Annotated in this window: 18 protein-coding genes and 1 tRNA gene; 16 read left to right on the top strand and 3 right to left on the bottom strand. The window is 63.9% G+C overall.

Annotated elements, in window-relative coordinates:
- The first annotated feature begins 135 nt into the window (after positions 1-135).
- Positions 136-2,445 carry a DNA translocase FtsK gene (locus HV744_RS15735; protein WP_175150405.1) on the top strand — a complete coding sequence of 770 codons (2,310 nt, stop codon included), beginning with the start codon at positions 136-138 and terminating at the stop codon, positions 2,443-2,445.
- Positions 2,446-2,690: 245 nt separating this feature from the next.
- Positions 2,691-3,425, top strand: a complete 735-nt coding sequence (lolA, locus tag HV744_RS15730; RefSeq protein WP_175150404.1) for an outer membrane lipoprotein chaperone LolA — start codon at positions 2,691-2,693, stop codon at positions 3,423-3,425.
- Positions 3,426-3,535: 110 nt separating this feature from the next.
- On the opposite strand, the gene HV744_RS15725 is transcribed toward lolA, so the two are convergent.
- Positions 3,536-4,456, bottom strand: coding sequence for a LysR family transcriptional regulator (locus tag HV744_RS15725; RefSeq protein ID WP_175150403.1), 921 nt, complete (start codon positions 4,454-4,456; stop codon positions 3,536-3,538).
- 173 nt (positions 4,457-4,629) lie between these two features.
- Between HV744_RS15725 and speB the strand changes: the two genes are divergently transcribed.
- Positions 4,630-5,619, top strand: a complete 990-nt coding sequence (speB, locus tag HV744_RS15720; RefSeq protein WP_175150402.1) for an agmatinase — start codon at positions 4,630-4,632, stop codon at positions 5,617-5,619.
- 76 nt (positions 5,620-5,695) lie between these two features.
- On the opposite strand, the gene cytX is transcribed toward speB, so the two are convergent.
- On the bottom strand, positions 5,696-7,012 hold the full coding sequence (gene cytX / locus HV744_RS15715; protein WP_175150401.1) for a putative hydroxymethylpyrimidine transporter CytX: 1,317 nt from the start codon (positions 7,010-7,012) through the stop codon (positions 5,696-5,698).
- Between the two features lie 312 nt (positions 7,013-7,324).
- Between cytX and HV744_RS15710 the strand changes: the two genes are divergently transcribed.
- From HV744_RS15710 to HV744_RS15660, 11 genes are all read left to right on the top strand, one after another.
- The gene (locus tag HV744_RS15710) at positions 7,325-8,638 is read left to right on the top strand and encodes a replication-associated recombination protein A (RefSeq protein ID WP_175150400.1); all 1,314 of its coding nucleotides are present in this window, start codon (positions 7,325-7,327) and stop codon (positions 8,636-8,638) included.
- A gap of 147 nt (positions 8,639-8,785) precedes the next feature.
- On the top strand, positions 8,786-10,081 hold the full coding sequence (gene serS, locus HV744_RS15705) for a serine--tRNA ligase (RefSeq protein ID WP_175150399.1): 1,296 nt from the start codon (positions 8,786-8,788) through the stop codon (positions 10,079-10,081).
- A 178-nt stretch (positions 10,082-10,259) separates the two neighbouring features.
- Positions 10,260-10,349 (top strand) — tRNA-Ser (locus tag HV744_RS15700).
- Positions 10,350-10,556: 207 nt separating this feature from the next.
- Positions 10,557-10,742 (top strand): hypothetical protein, encoded by a 186-nt coding sequence (locus HV744_RS15695; RefSeq protein ID WP_175150398.1) that lies wholly within the window; start codon positions 10,557-10,559, stop codon positions 10,740-10,742.
- Between the two features lie 96 nt (positions 10,743-10,838).
- Entirely contained in the window at positions 10,839-11,417 is a 579-nt protein-coding gene (locus HV744_RS36785; protein WP_217469131.1) for a type II toxin-antitoxin system death-on-curing family toxin, read from the top strand.
- 197 nt (positions 11,418-11,614) lie between these two features.
- On the top strand, positions 11,615-12,400 hold the full coding sequence (gene map / locus HV744_RS15685) for a type I methionyl aminopeptidase (RefSeq protein WP_175150397.1): 786 nt from the start codon (positions 11,615-11,617) through the stop codon (positions 12,398-12,400).
- 181 nt (positions 12,401-12,581) lie between these two features.
- Positions 12,582-13,115 (top strand): GNAT family N-acetyltransferase, encoded by a 534-nt coding sequence (locus HV744_RS15680; protein WP_175150396.1) that lies wholly within the window; start codon positions 12,582-12,584, stop codon positions 13,113-13,115.
- A 211-nt stretch (positions 13,116-13,326) separates the two neighbouring features.
- The gene (gene minC / locus HV744_RS15675; protein WP_175150395.1) at positions 13,327-14,223 is read left to right on the top strand and encodes a septum site-determining protein MinC; all 897 of its coding nucleotides are present in this window, start codon (positions 13,327-13,329) and stop codon (positions 14,221-14,223) included.
- A gap of 104 nt (positions 14,224-14,327) precedes the next feature.
- Positions 14,328-15,143 carry a septum site-determining protein MinD gene (gene minD / locus HV744_RS15670; RefSeq protein WP_175150394.1) on the top strand — a complete coding sequence of 272 codons (816 nt, stop codon included), beginning with the start codon at positions 14,328-14,330 and terminating at the stop codon, positions 15,141-15,143.
- A 14-nt stretch (positions 15,144-15,157) separates the two neighbouring features.
- Complete coding sequence (gene minE, locus HV744_RS15665; RefSeq protein ID WP_008922443.1) at positions 15,158-15,412, top strand: cell division topological specificity factor MinE; 255 nt, start codon at positions 15,158-15,160, stop codon at positions 15,410-15,412.
- Between the two features lie 417 nt (positions 15,413-15,829).
- Complete coding sequence (locus HV744_RS15660) at positions 15,830-16,141, top strand: YXWGXW repeat-containing protein (protein ID WP_175150393.1); 312 nt, start codon at positions 15,830-15,832, stop codon at positions 16,139-16,141.
- Between the two features lie 234 nt (positions 16,142-16,375).
- On the opposite strand, the gene HV744_RS15655 is transcribed toward HV744_RS15660, so the two are convergent.
- Positions 16,376-17,824, bottom strand: coding sequence for a chloride channel protein (locus HV744_RS15655; protein WP_175150392.1), 1,449 nt, complete (start codon positions 17,822-17,824; stop codon positions 16,376-16,378).
- Between the two features lie 213 nt (positions 17,825-18,037).
- Between HV744_RS15655 and waaC the strand changes: the two genes are divergently transcribed.
- The gene (gene waaC / locus HV744_RS15650; protein WP_175150391.1) at positions 18,038-19,042 is read left to right on the top strand and encodes a lipopolysaccharide heptosyltransferase I; all 1,005 of its coding nucleotides are present in this window, start codon (positions 18,038-18,040) and stop codon (positions 19,040-19,042) included.
- 652 nt (positions 19,043-19,694) lie between these two features.
- Positions 19,695-19,829, top strand: a complete 135-nt coding sequence (locus tag HV744_RS38000; protein WP_281363648.1) for a hypothetical protein — start codon at positions 19,695-19,697, stop codon at positions 19,827-19,829.
- Positions 19,830-19,832: the final 3 nt, after the last annotated feature.

The following is a 19,832-nucleotide window of genomic DNA, read 5'->3' as shown; positions in this document are numbered from 1 at the left end:
TAGGCCGGATCAAAGTTTCCGGACGCCGGGTTTCCGGTCGCCGGGATGCCGGTCGCCGGGATCGGCCGAAGCCACGCTGGGCGAGGCTCTGGCCGCGTTTCCGGCCGGCAATCGGCTACCCACGCAACAGGATCAATGGCAAAAGCTCCCTATTCCGCGAGCGCGCAGGCATTGCCGCACCGCATGTCGCGCCTTTTCACCGAAATCCGCTGGATCCTGCAGGTGGCGCTCGGCGTGTTCCTGCTGATGGCGCTCGTCAGCTACAGCAGGCGCGACCCGAGCTGGACCCACGCCGCGCAGGTCGACCATATCTCGAACTGGGCGGGCCGCGTCGGCGCGTGGACCTCCGACATTCTGCTGCTGCTGTTCGGCCTGTCCGCCTACTGGTGGATCGTGCTGCTCGGCCGCCACATTTCCCGCAACTACAAGCGCATCACCCGTCACGAGGACTTGCAGGACGACGAGCCGCGCGGCGTGAGCTGGCTCGCGGACGCGTTCGCCTTCATGCTCGTGCTGCTTGCGTGCAACGGCATCGAAGCGCTGCGCATGTGGTCGCTGAAAGTGCAGTTGCCGCGTGCGCCGGGCGGCGTGGTCGGCGAGGCCGTCGCGCGCGGGGTGTCGCATGCGCTGGGGTTCACGGGCGGTACGCTCGCGCTGCTGATCGCGCTCGCGATCGGTTTGTCGCTGTACTTCCGCTTTTCGTGGCTGTCGGTATCGGAGAAGGTCGGCGAGTCGATCATTTCCGCCGTGACCTTCGCGAAGCTGCGCCGCGAGGCCGGCCGCGACCGCAAGCTCGGCGAAGCGGCCGCGGTGAAGCGCGAAGGCAAGGTCGAGAAGGGCCGCGTGCGGATCGAGGAACACGAGCCGGTCATGATCGTGCCGCCGGTCGTCACGCCGGCCAAATCGGAGCGCGTCGAGAAAGAACGGCAAGTGCCGCTCTTCACCGACCTGCCGGGCGATTCCACGTTGCCGCCCATCGCGCTGCTCGACCCCGCGCCCGCCGCGCAGGAAACCATCTCCGCGGATACGCTGGAATTCACGTCGCGTCTGATCGAGAAAAAGCTCAAGGACTTCGGCGTCGACGTGAGCGTGGTCGCCGCCTATCCGGGTCCGGTCGTCACGCGCTACGAAATCGAACCGGCCACCGGCGTGAAGGGCAGCCAGATCGTCAATCTGGCGAAGGACCTCGCGCGTTCGCTGTCGCTGGTGTCGATCCGCGTGGTCGAAACGATTCCGGGCAAGAACTACATGGCGCTGGAGTTGCCGAACCAGCGCCGCCAGACCGTGAGCCTGTCGGAGATTCTCGGCTCGGCGGTCTATGCGGACGCCGCGTCGCCGCTGACCATGGGTCTCGGCAAGGACATCGGCGGCAAGCCGGTGTGCGCCGACCTCGCGAAGATGCCACACCTGCTGGTGGCCGGCACGACCGGTTCGGGCAAGTCGGTGGGCATCAACGCGATGATCCTGTCGCTGCTCTACAAGGCGAGCGCCGAGCAGGTCCGGATGATCCTGATCGATCCGAAGATGCTCGAAATGAGCGTCTACGAAGGCATTCCGCATCTGCTGTGTCCGGTGGTGACGGACATGCGCCAGGCGGGTCACGCGCTGAACTGGGCGGTCGCCGAAATGGAGCGCCGCTACAAGCTGATGAGCAAGCTCGGCGTGCGTAACCTCGCCGGCTACAACAACAAGATCGACGAAGCGGCCAAGCGCGAAGAGAAGCTGCCGAATCCGTTCAGCCTCACGCCGGACGATCCGGAGCCGCTCACGCGCCTGCCGAACATCGTCGTCGTGATTGATGAGTTGGCCGACCTGATGATGGTGGTCGGCAAGAAGGTCGAAGAGCTGATCGCACGCATCGCGCAGAAGGCGCGTGCGGCCGGCATCCACCTGATTCTCGCCACGCAGCGTCCGTCGGTCGACGTGATCACCGGCCTGATCAAGGCCAACGTGCCGACGCGGATGGCCTTCCAGGTGTCGTCGAAGATCGACTCGCGGACCATTCTCGACCAGCAGGGCGCGGAATCGCTGCTCGGCATGGGCGACATGCTGTATCTGCCGCCGGGCAGCGGCTTGCCGGTGCGGGTGCACGGCGCGTTCGTGTCGGACGAAGAGGTGCATCGAGTCGTCGACAAACTCAAGGAGCAGGGCGAGCCCAACTACATCGAGGGCATTCTCGAAGGTGGCGTGACCGGCGAGGGCGACGAGGGCGCGGCGGGCGGGGCAGGCTCCACCGACGGCGAGTCGGATCCGCTGTACGACCAGGCGGTCGACGTGGTGCTGAAGAACCGCCGCGCGTCGATCTCGCTGGTGCAGCGGCATTTGCGCATCGGCTATAACCGGGCGGCACGCTTGCTCGAGCAGATGGAGAACTCGGGGGTGGTGTCGGCGATGTCGTCGAACGGCAATCGCGAGATTCTTGCGCCGGCTCGGGAAGCGGAATAAGCGGTATCGCCTCCTGCTGCGAAGCCGGCGGCAAGGCAGCGGCAAAGCGAAGCGAGCCAGCGGACATGGGCTCTCCACGGAGCTTATAAGGCTCGCTTAAGGGCGCCCGCCTAAGCTGCCGGGCAAGCGCGGGGGCGAATCTGCTGGCCGCGCGCCAGCAACCTGCCACTAGAGGCGAGCGGCCATCGCCCCTTTTCACCGCCCATCGCGACCGCTCACCGAATTCAATCAAGGGAGAAAACACCATGCAGCTATTCGCGCATCAGCGCACTCGACAGGGTGCTCAAGCCAGCCGCTTCGGCCAACTCGCGCGGACGATCGTGCGTAGCGTCGGCAGCGTGGCGATCGGCGCGTCGGTGCTGGTCGCCTCGCAGGCGTTCGCGAGCGGCACCGAGCAATTGAAGGCGTTCGTCGCGCAAGTCCACTCGGCGCGCGGCACCTTCGTGCAGCAGGAAGTGCGTGCGCCGAGCAAGGCGCAGGGCGCAAGCGGCGCACTGGCCACCGCAGGCGCCGGCAAGACCGGCACGTCGAGCGGCACTTTCACGTTCGCGCGTCCCGGCAAGTTTATCTGGCAATACGAGAAGCCCTATGCGCAACTATTGCAGGCGGACGGCGACAAGCTCTACGTGTACGACAAGGATCTGAACCAGGTGACGGTGCGCAGCCTCGGCGGCGCGCTCGGTGCGAGTCCGGCGGCGATCCTGTTCGGCAGCAACGATCTGGACAAGAGCTTCACGCTGCGTGATGCGGGCGTGAAGGCCGGCATCGACTGGCTCGAACTGACGCCGAAGGCGAAAGACACGCAGTTTCAACGTGTCGGCATCGGCTTCAAGGACGGCAATCTCGAAGCGATGGAACTGCATGACGTGTTCGGCAATGTGACGCTGCTGACGTTCTCGAACATTCAGAAGAACCCCCCGCTGCCGGCCGATGCGTTCAAGTTCACGGTGCCGAAGGGCGCGGACGTGATCAACGGATAAGCCCGCTGCTGGCGTAGATTCGCAGGCAAACAAAGCCGCGCTTCGAGCGCGGCTTTTTTATGGCCGTCTATGGCTGAGCCGCGCTCGCCCAAAGCGCCTCGCGAACGCGCTTATTCATCCACGTCCAGAACCTGCGCCGGATGCGCGGCCTTCATGTCGTCGATAAACGCTTCGACGATATCCGTGCGATGCTGCCGCGCCCGCGTGACCATGTGAAACGCGACGCGGTAGCGCATCTGCGCCGGATTCAACGCGGCGAGCAGCCCTTGCTTGACGAACGGCGCCGCGAAATGCCCCGGTAGATAGCCGAGGTGATGCCCGGACAGCACCAGCATCGCGACCGCTTCCATGTTGTCCGCGACCGCGGTGACGTTCTGCGGCGTGGTCGAACTCTCGGCTTCGGGCAACGGATAACTGCGCCACGCCCATTCATGCTGCGCGGCCTCGGCGGCCGACACGTCGCCCGCCCGCGCGAACAGCGGGTGGCCTTTCGCGCAATAGGCGAACTGGTCTTCGGCGAACACCTCGATGTATTCGAGCGACGGCACACGATGCCAGAAATAGCCGATACCAACCTGAATCCGGCCATTGAGCAGCAGCTCTTCCAGCTCACCCGGCGAGCGCACCAGAATCGAAAAACGCACCGACTGATCGCGCGCGCGAAAGCGGCCGATCGCGTCGCTGATGCGCGCGCTGGCCGACACCGGCGTGTGGCCGATCATGCCGATATCGAGCGTGCCGACCAGCTTGCGGCCCACGTTGCGTGCCTGCATGCCGAAGGTATCGACGGCCGACAACAGCGCGCGGGCGGCATCGATGAACTGCTCGCCGCGCGCGGTCAGGCTGAAGCCGCCGCGGCCGCGCTCGCACAGCCGGTAGCCCAGACGCGTTTCGAGCGTGGCGAGCTGGGTGCTGATGGTCGACTGGCCGACGTTGAGCGTCGCCTGGGCCGGCGAAACGCCGCCCGCGTCGACGATGGCGAGAAACACGCGGATGAGCCGCAGGTCGAGATCGGTGAGTTGGGAGAACATGGGTCAGAGCATACATCGCTAAAAATCGATGTGAAGTTTGCGGCGCCGCTATTTTAAGTTCGAAGAAACCGATCAAGAATCGGAATTCGTCCGGCAAGGTGCGCCTTTTTGCGCTTTCCTTCGGCCGGTTCGCACGTCATTTGCGTGCTGCCCCTTTTCATTGCCGAGCCACGATGAATCCCTCTTCCTTCATTTCCCCCGACGCCGGCGAACGGCCGCAGCCGCTGTCCGGCAACGCGATGCCACGCTGCGGCGGCATCGCGACGATGATGCGGCTGCCGAACGTCGGCTCGGCCGAAGGGTTCGATGCGTGCTTCGTCGGCGTGCCGTTCGATCTCGGCACGTCGAACCGCACCGGCGCGCGCTTCGGGCCGCGCCAGATCCGCAGCGAATCGGTACTGCTGCGTCCGTACAACATGGCGACGCGCGCGGCGCCGTTCGATTCGCTGCGCGTGGCCGATCTCGGCGACGTCGCGATCAATCCGTACAACCTGCACGACTCGATCGCGCGAATCGAAACCGCGTACGACGAAATTCTCCAGCACGATTGCAAGCCGATCACGCTCGGCGGCGACCACACCATCGCGCTGCCGATCCTGCGCGCGATTCATCGCAAGCACGGCAAGGTCGGCCTGATTCATGTCGACGCGCACGCCGACGTCAACGACACGATGATGGGCGAGAAGATCGCGCACGGCACGCCGTTTCGCCGCGCGGTGGAAGAGGGGCTGCTCGATTGCGAGCGGGTCGTGCAGATCGGTTTGCGCGGCACCGGTTACGCGGCGGAAGACTTCGACTGGTGCCGCGATCAGGGCTTCGAGGTCGTGCAGGCCGAGGCGTGCTGGAACCAGTCGCTCGCGCCGCTGATGGCGCGCGTGCGCGAACGGATGGGCGACGGCCCGGTGTACATCACGTTCGACATCGACGGGATCGATCCGGCCTTCGCGCCGGGCACGGGCACGCCGGAGATCGCGGGGCTGACGGTGCCGCAGGCGCTGGAGATCATTCGCGGTTCGCGCGGGTTGAACATTGTCGGCTGCGATCTGGTCGAGGTCGCGCCGCCGTACGATCCGTTCGGCACGACCGCGCTGCTCGGCGCGAATCTCGCGTTCGAATTGCTGTGCGTGCTGCCGGGTGTCGAGTATCGGGTTTCCACGCGCTGAGCTGACGCGCAATAAGAAAAGGCCTGCATTTGCAGGCCTTTTCTGTCTTCTGCCGACTGGCAGTGTCGCTAGGACATCATGCGTACGCGGTCTTGCGCGCCGACGCGAATACGAGATAACACGCCGCGCCGACCGCCAGCGACGGCAACGTCGCGCCGAGATTCGGCAGCCATTGATTGATCACCTGATACGCTGCGATGCCGATCGCCCATGCGATGAACGCGCTCAGATGCCAGCCGCCCGAGAAGCCGTAACGGCCGCGTACGTCGGCGAGCACGGCGGCTTCGATACGGCGCTTGCGCACGATGAAGTGATCCATCAGCACCACGCCGAACAGCGGCGCGAACACCGAGCCGATCAGCAGCAGGAAGTTCTGATACTTCGCCATCGGTACGAGCAGCGCGATCAGCGTGCACAGCGCGCCGAACGCCGCCGACAACATCGGCACGCTGCCGCGCATCCAGAACGTGCCGGTCGAGACCGCGGCCGAGTGGATGTCGGCGAACGCGTTGTCGATCTCGTCGATCAGGATCAGCAGCAGCGCGAGGCCACCGCCGGCTTGAGCCAGCGCGCCGGTCAGCAGCGCGTCGCCGCCGCCGGCCGCAAGGCCGTAGATCGCGCCGAGCGCGTAGAACCAGATGTTCGCGATGCCATAGCCGAGCAGCGTGCCGCGGAACGTCTCGCCGGGGCGGCGGGCGAAGCGGGTGTAGTCGGCGATCAGCGGCAGCCACGACAGCGGCATCGCCACCACCAGGTCGATCGCGCCGCCGAACGACATCTCGCCCGTGCCCGGACGGCGCATCAGGTCAGCGAGGTTGTGGCGTGCGAGCAGATTCCACGTGAGCCACACCGCGCCCGCGAGCAGCAGCCAGATGCCCCACTTGCGCAGAAAACGCCGCACGAACGACAGCGGGCCGCTGATCGCCAGCAGCGTCGCGAGCAAGCCGAACAGCACGGTCCAGATCAGCGGCATCGACAGGCCGAACGCCTGTTTGGCGAGGGCGTCGGCGGAATCGCGCATCACGATCACTTCGAACGAACCCCAGCCGACCAGTTGCACCGCGTTCAACACCGCCGGCACCGACGCACCGCGCACGCCGAGCGTCGGGCGCAGCGACGACATCGCCGCCAGCCCCGTATCGGTGCCAATCACGCCGGCCAGCGCCAGCAGAACCACGCCGATCACGCTGCCGATCACGATTGCCAGCAACGCATGCGGCAGCGACAGCCCCGGCACCAGCAGCGCGCCGGCCTGCGCGACCAGCAGGCCGATGCCGAGCGAGAACCAGAGCGCGAACGCGTCGCCGGTACGGAACGCGCGGCGCGCGTCGGGCACCGGCGTGAGCGGCGCGTAGGTGGAACCGGCGTCGCCGGCGAGTGGATCTTGTGCCATCTGGTCTTGTCCCTGTAGTGTTGCTTGCCATATCGCATGACGACCTGGGTGCCAGGTTGCCTGCGCAGTCGTATCTACGTTTGCCGTTGGGTCCGCAGCCGCATGCGCGGCCGCGTCCTTCATGGCTGAATTTTTCGCGGGCGTTTCCGCCCAGGCCATCCCGCCGCGCCAAGCGGCCATCGTCTGGGCGCCGTCACTGTCATAATGCGGGACGTTGCCCGCGCCTTCGCGTGCCGGCTTTGCGCTCATCCGGCAGCACGCCGCCTTCACACGGACCGCGTCCGGAAAAGCCGAGATTATCCCCAAAACGTCATGTTTGAAGAAACCCGTGCCAATGTTCCGCTCGCCGAACGCCTGCGGCCCCGCAATATCGACGAGGTGATCGGCCAGAAGCACCTGCTCGGCCCGAACAAGCCGCTGCGGGTCGCGTTCGAATCCGGCGAAGCCCATTCGATGATCCTCTGGGGCCCGCCCGGCGTCGGCAAAACCACGCTCGCGCGGCTCATGGCCGATGCGTTTCACGCCGAGTTCATCGCGTTGTCGGCGGTGCTTTCCGGCGTGAAGGATATCCGCGAAGCCGTCGAGACCGCGCAGATTCATCGCGCGAACGGCCATCAGACGCTGGTGTTCGTCGACGAAGTGCATCGCTTCAACAAGAGCCAGCAGGACGCGTTCTTGCCGCACGTCGAGTCGGGGCTGTTCGTGTTCGTCGGCGCGACGACCGAGAATCCGTCGTTCGAGGTGAACAGCGCATTGCTCTCGCGGGCCGCGGTCTACGTGCTGAAAAGCCTCACCGACGAAGAGCAGCGCGAACTGCTCGAGCGCGCGCAGCAGGAACTCGGCGGCCTTACGTTCACCGACGAAGCGCGCGACGCGCTGATCGGCTCCGCCGACGGCGACGGCCGCAAGCTCTTGAACAACCTCGAAATCGTCGCGCGCGCGGCTGCGCAGCAAAAGAGCAGCGAGATCGACGGCGCGTTGCTCGGCAGCGCGCTCGCAGAAAATCTGCGCCGCTTCGACAAGGGCGGCGACGCATTCTACGACCAGATCAGCGCGCTGCATAAATCGGTGCGCGGCAGCAGCCCGGACGGCGCGCTGTACTGGTTCTGCCGGATGCTCGACGGCGGCGCCGACCCGCGTTATCTGGCGCGCCGCATCGTGCGGATGGCGTGGGAGGACATCGGCCTTGCCGACCCGCGCGCCGCGCGTATCGCGCTCGACGCCGCCGAAACCTACGAGCGCCTCGGCACGCCGGAAGGCGAACTGGCGCTGGCGCAGGCGATCATCTACCTCGCGGTCGCGCCGAAGTCGAACGCCGGCTACAACGCGTATAACGAAGCGCGCCGCTTCGTGAGCAAGGACCAGTCGCGCGGCGTGCCGGTGCATCTGCGCAACGCGCCGACCAAGCTGATGAAGGAGCTTGGCTACGGTCACGAATACCGCTACGCGCACGACGAGCCCGATGCCTATGCGGCCGGCGAGACCTATCTGCCGGACACTATGCGCGAGCCGCACTGGTACGAGCCGACGCCGCGTGGTCTCGAAGGCAAGATCGGCGACAAGATGGCGCGTCTGGCCGAACTGGATGCGCAATGGCGCAGTGAGAACAAGCGCAAGAAGGGCTGAGCTTTTTTATGCGTGGCGTTGCGCGTGGCGTGGCGCCGCTTTTGACACCGGGTCGGCAATCCGCACGCGTCGACCCTCTAACGCATCGGCCGCGCGCGCCGGTGCGCTAAAATCCCACCTTCATACAACGAATACCCGTTCCATCCCATGCTAGACATTCAGCTGCTGCGCAAAGACCTCGACGGCGTCGCGAAGCGCCTCGCCGACCGCGGCTATACCCTAGACGTGGCGGCGTTCACCGCACTCGAAGCGGAACGCCGCGACACCCAGACCCGTACCGAAGAGATGCAGGCGCGCCGCAACAGCCTGTCGAAGCAGATCGGCGCGATGAAAGGGCGAGGCGAGGATACCTCGGCGGTGATGGCCGAAGTCGGCGGGATCGGCGACGACATGAAGGCGTCGGCGGCCAGGCTCGACGATATCCAGAAGCGTCTGTCCGACCTGCTGTTCGGCGTGCCGAACCTCGCGCACGAAAGTGTGCCGGTCGGCGACGACGAAGCCGGCAATGTCGAAGTGCGCCGCTGGGGCACGCCGCGCCAGTTCGATTTCGAGGTGAAGGATCACGTCGATGTCGGCGCGCCGCTCGGGCTCGACTTCGAGACCGGCGCGAAGCTGTCGGGCGCGCGCTTCACGCTGCTGCGCGGGCAGATTGCGCGGCTGCATCGCGCGCTTGCGCAGTTCATGCTCGACACGCACACGCAACAGCACGGCTATACCGAGGTCTATACGCCGTACATCGTCAATCCGGAAATTCTGTTCGGCACCGGCCAACTGCCGAAATTCGCCGACGACATGTTCCGCGTCGAGAAGGGCGGTGACGAGAACACGGTCACGCAGTATCTGATCTCCACGTCGGAGATTTCGCTGACGAACACGGTGCGCGACAGCATCATCGAAGCGGACGCGCTGCCGATCAAGCTGACCGCGCATTCGCCGTGCTTCCGCTCGGAAGCGGGCTCGTATGGCCGCGACACGCGCGGCCTGATCCGCCAGCATCAGTTCGACAAGGTCGAGATGGTGCAGATCGTCGCGCCGGAAGCGTCGTATGACGCGTTGGAGCAGATGGTCGGCCACGCCGAGGTGATTCTGCAGAAGCTGGAACTGCCGTATCGCGTGATCACGCTGTGCACGGGCGATATGGGCTTCTCGGCTGCGAAGACCTATGACCTGGAAGTGTGGGTGCCGGCGCAGAACACGTATCGCGAGATTTCGAGCTGCTCGAATACGGAGTCGTTCCAGGCTCGCCGGATGCAGGCGCGTTATCGCAATGCGCAGGGCAAGCCGGAGCTGGTGCATACGCTGAACGGTTCGGGGTTGGCGGTGGGCCGTACGCTGGTGGCGGTGCTTGAGAACTTCCAGAACGCCGATGGTTCGGTGACGGTGCCGGCGGCGCTGCGGCCTTATCTTGGTGGTGTGGAACGGTTGGAAGTGCCGGCGGCTTGATTGCTTGCCAGGTTGATGCTTGATGCGGCGAGGTGCCGTCGTTGGTTGCCAGGTCTCTTTGAATTTTTTTGATGAGGGGCTTGGAAATCGGATTTAGCTGTTCTATAATCTTTCTCTCCCAAGCAACGACCCGCTTGATTCTGACGAAACAGCTTCACCGCTGTGAGTTGGAAAACACGGAAAGGTGGCAGAGTGGTCGAATGCGCTGGACTCGAAATCCAGTGTACCTTTAGGGGTACCGTGAGTTCGAATCTCACCCTTTCCGCCAAATTTGGAAAACAGGCCCTTCGGGGCCTGTTTTCGTTTGTGGCCGTAGAAGAACCTGCCAAAGGTGCTATAGGCGGCGAATGTTCTTTGCCGCACGAAATCGGTGACGCCAAGGCCTCGAATCAGTTTAGGAAAGCCTAAGCCTCCGTCTAGAATTGACTTCAAAACGTAGTAACGATTGCAGATATCTACTCACCGGAGAGTCCATATGACAATCCACAAAGGAAAGACTGGGATCATCCACGGTGTCGAAGTAAAAGCCCGAAACAGGACGCAAGAGCCCACGGTCAAGATTACGACGACTATTGCGGAGGGCCGAAAGGCGGTGTTGCGTGCCGCGCAAAGCGTGTACGAACAGCACGACGCTGTAATCCAGGCGCTGGCGAAGAGATGATTCTTGATCCGGAGTTAGTCGTGCTCATTCACGACTTCATTCTGGATCGCGAGCCCGGCGTTAAGGGCATGACCAAGGGCGCTCTCGAAGGCGCCCTTGGTCGTATTGAAAGCCGGCGTCACTACGAAAAATCTCAACGACGTGTTTGAGATAGCCGGCATGTATGCCGAAGCGATCGCCCGCGGGCATGCCTTCTCTGATGCAAACAAGAGAACCGCGCTTGTTTCAGCGCTCACCTATTTGCTGATGGAAGGCTATCTGGTCGAGCGAACTGCAGCCCTTGAGGACATCATGATTGATGTTGCGCAAGGCGCACTCAACCACCTCGATGTTGCCAATATCTTCTCCGGCTTGGTTTTCCCACGCACGCTGTGCGGCGAACTCGGCGTCCAGTTGCACCCGAGAATGACCTTCCCGGTCTCGCTCGACCAAGGCCGCCTCGAATCAGCCGACACCAGCATGAACACGGTCTTTGCACTGCACACTGCCAATCACGCGTTGCCCAATCTACATCGCGGACCCAAAGAGCCCGTCAATATCCCAAGAAGAACTAAGCAATTCAGAAAGAAGAAGCGAGTCCTCAACCGGCTTTACCTAGCGAATCTGCGTCCAGACGCAAGCCCCACAGAAGACTTCCTTGTGCGCTCGCAACATGCCCCGGCTGAGCGCACATAGCGCATTTCAAATACCACCCGACGCCACCAGAAAATCATCCCGCGGGCCCGTCAAAGCCCATTTTGCCCGGGTCCGGCGGCGATCCTCTGTACAATTGGCCGATCGATCGCCGGCGCGGGTGTGATTTGCCGTACCGCTTGCGGCGGCTCGGCGTCCGCTGAACATCGAACCGCATCCGACCCATATCGATTGAATTCATGGCCATTACCTACAAGACCCCCGACGACATCGCCAAGCTGCGCATTTCCGGCCGCCTCGCGGCCGACGTACTGGCAATGATCGGCGAACATGTCAAGGCTGGTGTCTCCACCGACGAACTCGACGCGCTGTGCAACGACTACATCGTCAACACGCAAAAGTCGATTCCGGCCAATGTCGGCTATCTGGGTTTTCCCAAAACAGTCTGTACGTCGGTCAACCAGGTGGTGTGCCACGGCATCCCGAATCGCAGCGAGATCCTTAAGGACGGCGACATCATCAACATCGACGTCGCGATCATCAAGGACGGCTACTTCGGCGACACCAGCCGCATGTATTGCGTCGGCCAGCCGAGCACGGTCGCGCTCCAGTTGATCGACACGACCTACGAGGCGATGCTCGCCGGCATCCGCGCAGTGAAGCCGGGCGCCACGCTCGGCGACGTCGGCTACGCAATCCAGAAGGTGGCGCAGCGCGACGGCTTCTCGATCGTGCGCGACTACTGCGGGCACGGCATCGGCAAGGTCTATCACGAAGACCCGCAAGTGCTGCACTATGGCCAGCCGGGGCAGGGCGTGCGCCTGAAGCCGGGCATGGTCTTCACGATCGAACCGATGATCAACGCGGGTCGCGCCGGCACGACGGTGCAGCGCGACGGCTGGACCGTGGTCACGAAAGACCGTTCGTTGTCCGCGCAATGGGAGCATATGATCGCCGTGACCGACGACGGTTATGAACTGCTGACGCCGTGGCCGGATGGCACGGGCAGCTACGAAGCGCCTTGAGCGCGCCGCGCGCGCGGCATACCGATCCTGCAGAGGATGCCGGGGGCATCAAATGCCGCCGGTTTTGCGCGCGCGTCGTGCCGATACTTCATGCGGCGGCGCGATCCGGTCAATAATGATTTGACTCGCGCGCCGGTTCGGTTAAAGCTACGCCTTAGGGTTTCAAGGGGTTTTCGTCTGCATGAGTCCGTCATTGACCGTTCGCCGTATCGCCGCTGATCAGGGCGCCGTTTTGCGCGAACTCCGTACTGCGTCGCTGCGGGAGGCGCCTTATGCGTTCGGCGCCACGCTCGAGGACGCGTTGTCGGCCGATGCCGCGAGTTTCGACGCCACCGCCGCGGAGCGCGCGGTTTCGTTTTCCGTCAGCACCTTCATCCTCTACACCGAAGGCCATCCGGCCGGCTTGATCGAAGCACATTTCGACGCCACCGCCGCGCGCCGCGCATTCGTCTGCGAGTTGTGGGTGGCGCCGGCCGTGCGTCATCTGCGCGGCGGCGAGCTGCTGGTCGACACGGCCGGCGCCTGGCTCGCCAACGAAGGCGCCACGGAAATCTACGCGTGGGTCGCCGACGCCAACCGCAATGCGATGCGCTTTTACGAGGCGCTCGGCTTCGGTCCGGCCGGCGAACACCGGCGCATCGAGCGCGCGCCCGAGCAGGTCGAAAGTCTGCTGGTGCGCCACGTGCCGAGCACGTCTCAGGTGTTTCAGCAGTGATCTCGCGAGCGGCGCAACAGCCTGCCGCTCGATTCCCTTCCGCGTCTGTCCAGCAATCGTGGCCGGGTGATCGGCCCAGTCATCGGCGATGGCGCGGCCCGAATGGCCTGCATGTGGCCGCGCCGCATTTGAGGTCGCTCGTTCTCCCGGTAAAAAAGCTGGCCGCGCGCGTGGACGCCTGTAAAATACGCAAAATTTTTTGCCGAACGCTATGTCGCCCAAGAAATCGCCCTTTTTCGAACTCCGCAGCGGCGCTGTCGATACGCTCCTGTTCGTGGTCAAGACCACCGACCTCGACGCCATGCGTGCCGAGCTGACGCGGCGCTTCGAGGCGACCCCCGAGTTTTTCGCAAACGACGTCGTCGCGATCGACGTGCGGCGCCTGGCTGCGAACGAACACGTGCCGCTCGCCGACATCGCGCAACTGCTCGACAGCGTGCGGATGCGTCCGGTCGGCGTGGTCGCCAACGCGCAGCAGACGTGGGCGGCCGAATCGGCGTTGCCGCTGCTCGAAGCGCGCGATCGCCGTGGCGCCGTCTCGAAATCGGCCGACGAAGAAAGCGCCGACGCGGCTGCTGCTGCCGGCACGACCGACGCCGCGACGCCGGCTGCCGGGACGGCTCAGGCGAGCCTGCTCCCGCCAGACATCCCCGCAGCCGGTACGCCCGCCGCCGGTACGCCCGCTGCCGGCACGCCCGCCGCCGGCACACCGGCCACGGCCGCCGCGGTCGAGCCGGCTCCTGCCGCTGAGCCGGTGCGGCTCGCCACTTCGTCGCAAACGATGGTGGTCGACAAGCCGCTGCGCTCCGGCCAGCGCATCTACGCGAAGGGCGATCTGGTCGTGCTCGGCCTCGTGAGCTACGGCGCGGAAGTGATCGCGGAAGGCAACATCCATATTTACGCGCCGCTGCGCGGCCGGGCGCTGGCCGGCGTGCAGGGCAACCACGACGCGCGCATTTTCTGCACGTGTCTCGAACCGGAACTCATCTCGATCGCGGGCATCTATCGAACGACCGAGAACCCGCTGCCGGCCGACGTGCTCGGCAAGCCGGTGCAGATCTGGCTCGAAGATGAAAAGCTGATGATCGAACCGCTGCGGCTCACGTAGTCGACGGAAAGCGCGCGCTGTGCCGAGCGATTGCGGCACGCGGCGTTTCACGGCAAATATGGCCGCACATAACTGACGAATTTGACGAACACAAGGTAAGGGTAATGGCAAAAATCATTGTGGTGACTTCGGGCAAGGGTGGCGTGGGTAAGACGACCACGAGCGCGAGTTTTGCATCGGCCCTCGCATTGCGTGGCAGCAAAACCGCCGTGATCGACTTCGACGTCGGCCTGCGTAACCTCGATCTCATCATGGGCTGCGAGCGCCGGGTGGTGTACGACCTGATCAACGTGATCCAAAGCGAAGCCAATCTGAACCAGGCGCTGATCAAGGACAAGAAGTGCGAGAACCTGTTCATCCTGCCGGCCTCGCAAACGCGCGATAAAGACGCGCTGACGATGGAAGGCGTCGAGAAGGTCATCAACGATCTGATCGCGATGGACTTCGCATACATCGTCTGCGATTCGCCGGCCGGTATCGAGTCGGGCGCGCTGCTCGCGATGCACTTCGCCGACGAAGCGCTGATCGTGACCAATCCGGAAGTCTCGTCGGTGCGCGACTCGGACCGTATTCTCGGCATCCTGTCGTCGAAGACCAAGCGCGCGATCGAAGGCAAGGAGCCGATCAAGGAGCATCTGCTGATCACCCGCTACAACCCCAAGCGCGTCAGCGAAGGCGAAATGCTGTCGCTCACCGACATCCAGGAAATCCTGCGCATCGATCTGATCGGCGTGATTCCGGAATCGGAAGCGGTGCTGCACGCGTCGAACCAGGGTCTGCCGGCCGTGCACCTCGACGGCACCGATGTGGCCGAAGCCTATAAGGACGTCGTGTCGCGTTTCCTCGGCGAGCAAAAGTCGCTTCGCTTTACCGACTATCAGAAGCCCGGGCTGCTGCAGCGCCTCTTCGGCACCAAGTAAGGGGAGCGCACGTAATGTCGATTCTTTCGTTTTTGCTGGGCGAGAAGAAGAAGTCCGCGTCGGTAGCGAAGGAACGCCTGCAGTTGATCATCGCGCACGAGCGCGCCGGCGGCCATGCGCCCGCCGATTATCTGCCTGCGTTGCAACGCGAACTGGTGGCCGTGATTTCGAAGTACGTGAAGATTTCCGATGACGATATTCGCGTGAGCCTCGAGCGTCAGGACGATCTCGAAGTGCTCGAGGTCAAGATCGAAATACCGCAGGCCTGATGGTTCGGGATCTGTGCCGTTGCGCGGCGTCGCGTCGGGATGACGCGACGCCGTCTGGCGTGCGAGCGCTGAGGCTTTTGCTCGGGGCCTGGTTATGATTCGCGATCTTGCGTCTAGCGGTTGGCGTTGTCTTCGTTGCGGCCGTTGTCTTTGCTGTGTGGTCTGATTCGTAGTTTCTTCGTGGTTTCCTCGCAGTTTCATTTCCCCCATCGTTTTCTCTGTGCCGTCGCGGTTCCATCGCGTTGCGTTCGTGCGTGTCGCGTAGGCCCATCACGTCCTCTCGCGCGTGCTGTCCTCTCGCCGAAATAAACCGTTGCACTTCGGCGTGCGCCGTTACACGCCCACAGTCAGCCGGTAGCAGCCCTCGCGCATTAAACGGATAACGCCGTATTCGGTGTTCAACCAAAGAGGGAAATCATGAACAAGACCTTTCGCTTGCTGCTTGCCAACACCGTCTTGATCGCAGCCGGCGTCGCCGCTGTGGCATCCGCATCGGCCGAGGAGGTTGTCGTGCTCGCGCCGTCCGCGCCGCCGCCCGCGCGTTATGAAGCAGTGCCCGCGGCGCGCGTCGGCTATGTGTGGGATCACGGTCACTGGCGTTGGGATCACGGCCGCTTCGTGTGGGCCGCGGGGCACTGGCAGGCCGAGCGCGTCGGCTATCACTGGGTGCCGGGTCACTGGGTCTCGCACGGGCCGAACTACCACTGGGTCCAGGGCCACTGGGCATAACCCGGCGCGGTTCAACAACATCCGGCGCGGCGTGTTCGATACCGCGCGCGCCGCCCCATCCAATTCGACAACACCGGCTCTGCGCACGCGCCTGGCATAGCGCTTGCCGGTGTCTTGCAGGAAACACGTGATGAAAAAGAATCTGCTTCTGCTTGCCGCGCTGGCGGTCATGCTGGCCGGCTGCGTCGTCGTGCCGGTGCGGCCGCTGTATGTGCACGCGCCGCGCGTCGTCGTCTACTGACGCGGCGCTTTGCCATTTTCAGCGCCGTCTTCAGCGGACGGCTCGCCGTCGACGTGTTGCGCCGCCGGTTCGGACGCTTCGGCTTCAGGCACCACCTCGAGCACTTCCGGCATCTCGGGCACCGGCGCGGGCGCCGGTTGCGGCAGCGGCGCCATATAGCGCTGCGCCAGCGACTCATACAGCGGCGGCGCCAACAAGCGCGACACGCGGCTCGCGATCAACGCGGTGGCCATCAGCGAAATTACGAGCGCATGGCCGTCGATCATCTCCATCACGATCACGAACGACGTAATCGGCGACTGTGTGACGGCGGCCAGATAGCCGACCATCGCCAGCGCGATCAACATCGGCAACTGCATCGAGTCGAACACCATGTGCAGCAGATTGCCGAAGCCCGCGCCGATCGACAGCGACGGCGCGAAGATGCCGCCCGGAATGCCGGGCAGGTACGAGCCGATCATTGCGATCATCTTCAGGAACGGATAGAACACCGACAACTGCTCATGCCCGTCGAGCAGTCCGCGCGCTTCCGCATAACCGCTGCCGAAGGTCGTGCCGCCCGAAATCACCCCGACCACCGCGATCGTGAAACCGCACAGTGCGGCGAACACGACCGGCCGCTCGCCGTGCAATTGACGCAGCGGCGCGGGAATCCAGCGAGCGGTATTCAGCAGCAGCCAGCCGAACACGCCGCCCGCGATACCGGTGACGACCGCCGTGAGCAGCACCGCGAGCGCGAGCAGATCGGGGAAGTGCACGCCGATCTGGATGGTGCCGAAATAGGTGTAGTTGCCGTTCAGCCCGAGCGCGACGACGCCGGCGATGATGATCGCGGTAATCAGCACGCCGCTCGCGCGCGCTTCGAAGCTGCGCGTCAGTTCCTCGATCGCGAAGACGATCCCCGCGAGCGGCGTATTGAACGCGGCGGACAAACCCGCGGCCGCGCCGGCCAGCACCAGTTGCCGTTCGATCTGCGCGTTCGAGCGTGGATAGAGCCGGCGCAGATTGAACATCAGCGCCGCGCCGACCTGCACGGTCGGTCCTTCGCGGCCGATGGTGAAGCCGCCCAGAATCGCCAGAAACGACACGGCGATCTTGCCGAACAGAATCCGCAGCGACAGCAGCCGCGCGCCGTATGCGCCAGGCTTCGAATGAAGTGTGGCGATCACTTGAGGAATACCGCTGCCCTCGGCGCCGCGAAAGAAAGTGCGCGTGAGCCAGACCGCGAGCGCAGCGACCGCCGGCGTGACGAGCAGCGGCGCCCATACGTACCTTTGCTGCAACGTGCGGAACTCGGCGTAACCCCAATCGATCAATCTCGCGTACAGCACCGCAATCAGGCCGACCGCAATCGCGCCGAGCCAGAAGATGCCATATTGCCGCCAAAGGCGTTTCGCGCGACGCACGATGGCGGAAGCTTGGAGAGACGAGGGCCGGGACATGAGGGTGTGTGCTGGCGCAAAGCGTGAAGTATAGAGCGCACCACGCCGCGGAATCCGGTTGAAAGTATTTTGAAATGAAACAAAATGACGCTTGTCAGGCGCGTCATGTAACGCGCCGTATTGAGAGACGGATGGCGCGCTGCCCGCTTGGACGGAGATTATTCCAATCGTCGTCTAAAATGAATTGATCTTCGAACAACTAACAGGTCCCCAATGAACCGAGTCCTTATCGTCAAGGTCACGTCACTCGGCGATATCGTGCAGGCCTTACCGGTCGTCGCCGATATCAAACGCGCGTTTCCGGGCGTTCAGGTGGATTGGGCAGCTGACGAGGCATTCGCCGAGCTGGTGCATTGGAGCGAAAGCGTGGACCGCGTGCTGTGCGCGCCGTTGCGCCGCTTCAAGAAAGCGCGCCGCTGGAGCGATTTCAAGGCGATCTGGTCGTCGATCGCCGAGCTGCGGGCTCATCGCTACGATTTCATCATCGATATTCACGGCGTCTACAAGAGCGCGATCATCGCGTTCCTCGCGCGTTCGTCGCGGCGCATCGGCTACCAGTCCCAGGATCTGGGCGAGCGGGGCGCCGCGTTCGCCTACACCGGGCGCTTTGGCCCGCGTCCGCAATGCAATGCGTGGCATGGCATGCGTATCAGCGCAGGCGAGGCGCTGGGCTACGAAGTGGAAGGGCCGGCCCTCTACAATCTGCGCGTACCCGAACCGGCCAGCCAGCCGTTCGCATCCCATAGCGCGCCCGTCGCGGCGTTCTTTCACGCCACCTCCAAAGACGACAAGAAGTGGCCGCTCCATCATTGGGTGGCGGTCGGCCGCGAACTGGCCGAACGCGGTTTTCGCGTGGTCTTGCCGTGGGGTTCGGCCGGCGAGCGCGCCGAGGCGGAGCAGATCGCCGCGCAGGTGCCGGGCTCGACCGTGCTGCCGAAGATGAGCGTGACCGAGATCGCGCAGATGATTGACGCATGCGCGCTGGTGGTCGGCACGGATACCGGCTTCGTCCATCTTGCGCACGCGTTGCAGAAGCGCACCGTGATGATCTTCGTGGCGACCTCGCCGTCGCATTGCGGCGTCGAAGCGCCGTACCGCTCGACCTCGATCGGCGACGGCCACTCGGTGCCGCCGGTCAGCGCCGCACTCGAGGCGATCGACTACGTGCATACCGAGCCGCATGGGTTCGCCATGCAGCAGCGTTCAGACGTCGCCTGAGCGCCGCTTCTCGCGCCGTCGCGCAATCGTTTGCTCAAAAAGAAAAGAGGCGTGACGCGCAGTCCGCCCAACAAACGGGCGCCGCCACGTAACGCCTCCGAAAACGCCCGCGTCGGGGAACAACGGGCGGAGAGGAAAACAATCTTGAGTCTGCATCGGCTGCTCGACGCAGCCGTTCTTCAAACCCGGCATCGAACGCTAGTCCTTCATTGCGCTGTTTCGTCCAGCGCAGGTGAACCTCGCAGTCAAGCAGTGCGAGCTTTGTGGCGAGCATCACGCATTACACGCCTGTTAAATCTGTCGCTTTTCGTTGAGTGCCACATTCCCTATGCGCGCCGTGTTCAGACGCCCGACGGCTCCGGCGCCGCGCATCCGTGCTCAAACCTCGCGCCTGCCCGCATTGCATCGAAGCGTGTACACCACGCCAGCAAGGCGTGCGCCGCATGGTCACGCTCAACGCAGTATAGGCGCTGTTTTCCGCCGACGTGAGTCCGTCATCTTCATGCTTCGGATGCAGCGATTTTCGCGCACCGATCATGTAACACGTTGGTGATCTTCCCTTACAAATGGCAACGTTCGGGCGAGCCCATGTCGTGTTCAATCGGGTCATTCGGGGTTTGGCTCGAATGAATCTGACTCGATGGAGAACAATATGAAACGCTTAATCCTGACCCTCGTCACCGGCACGCTCCTCGCAACCGCACTCGGCGGCTGTATCGTCGCTCCGGCGCCAGGCTACTACGGCGGTGGCGGCTACTACCATCACGGCGGTTACTACTACCGTTAAGCC

The sequence above is a fragment of the Paraburkholderia ultramafica genome (assembly GCF_902859915.1).
GTDB lineage: Bacteria > Pseudomonadota > Gammaproteobacteria > Burkholderiales > Burkholderiaceae > Paraburkholderia > Paraburkholderia ultramafica.
The sequence above is the reverse complement of the archived record's forward strand: the minus strand, read 5'-3'. Positions and strand labels throughout refer to the sequence as shown.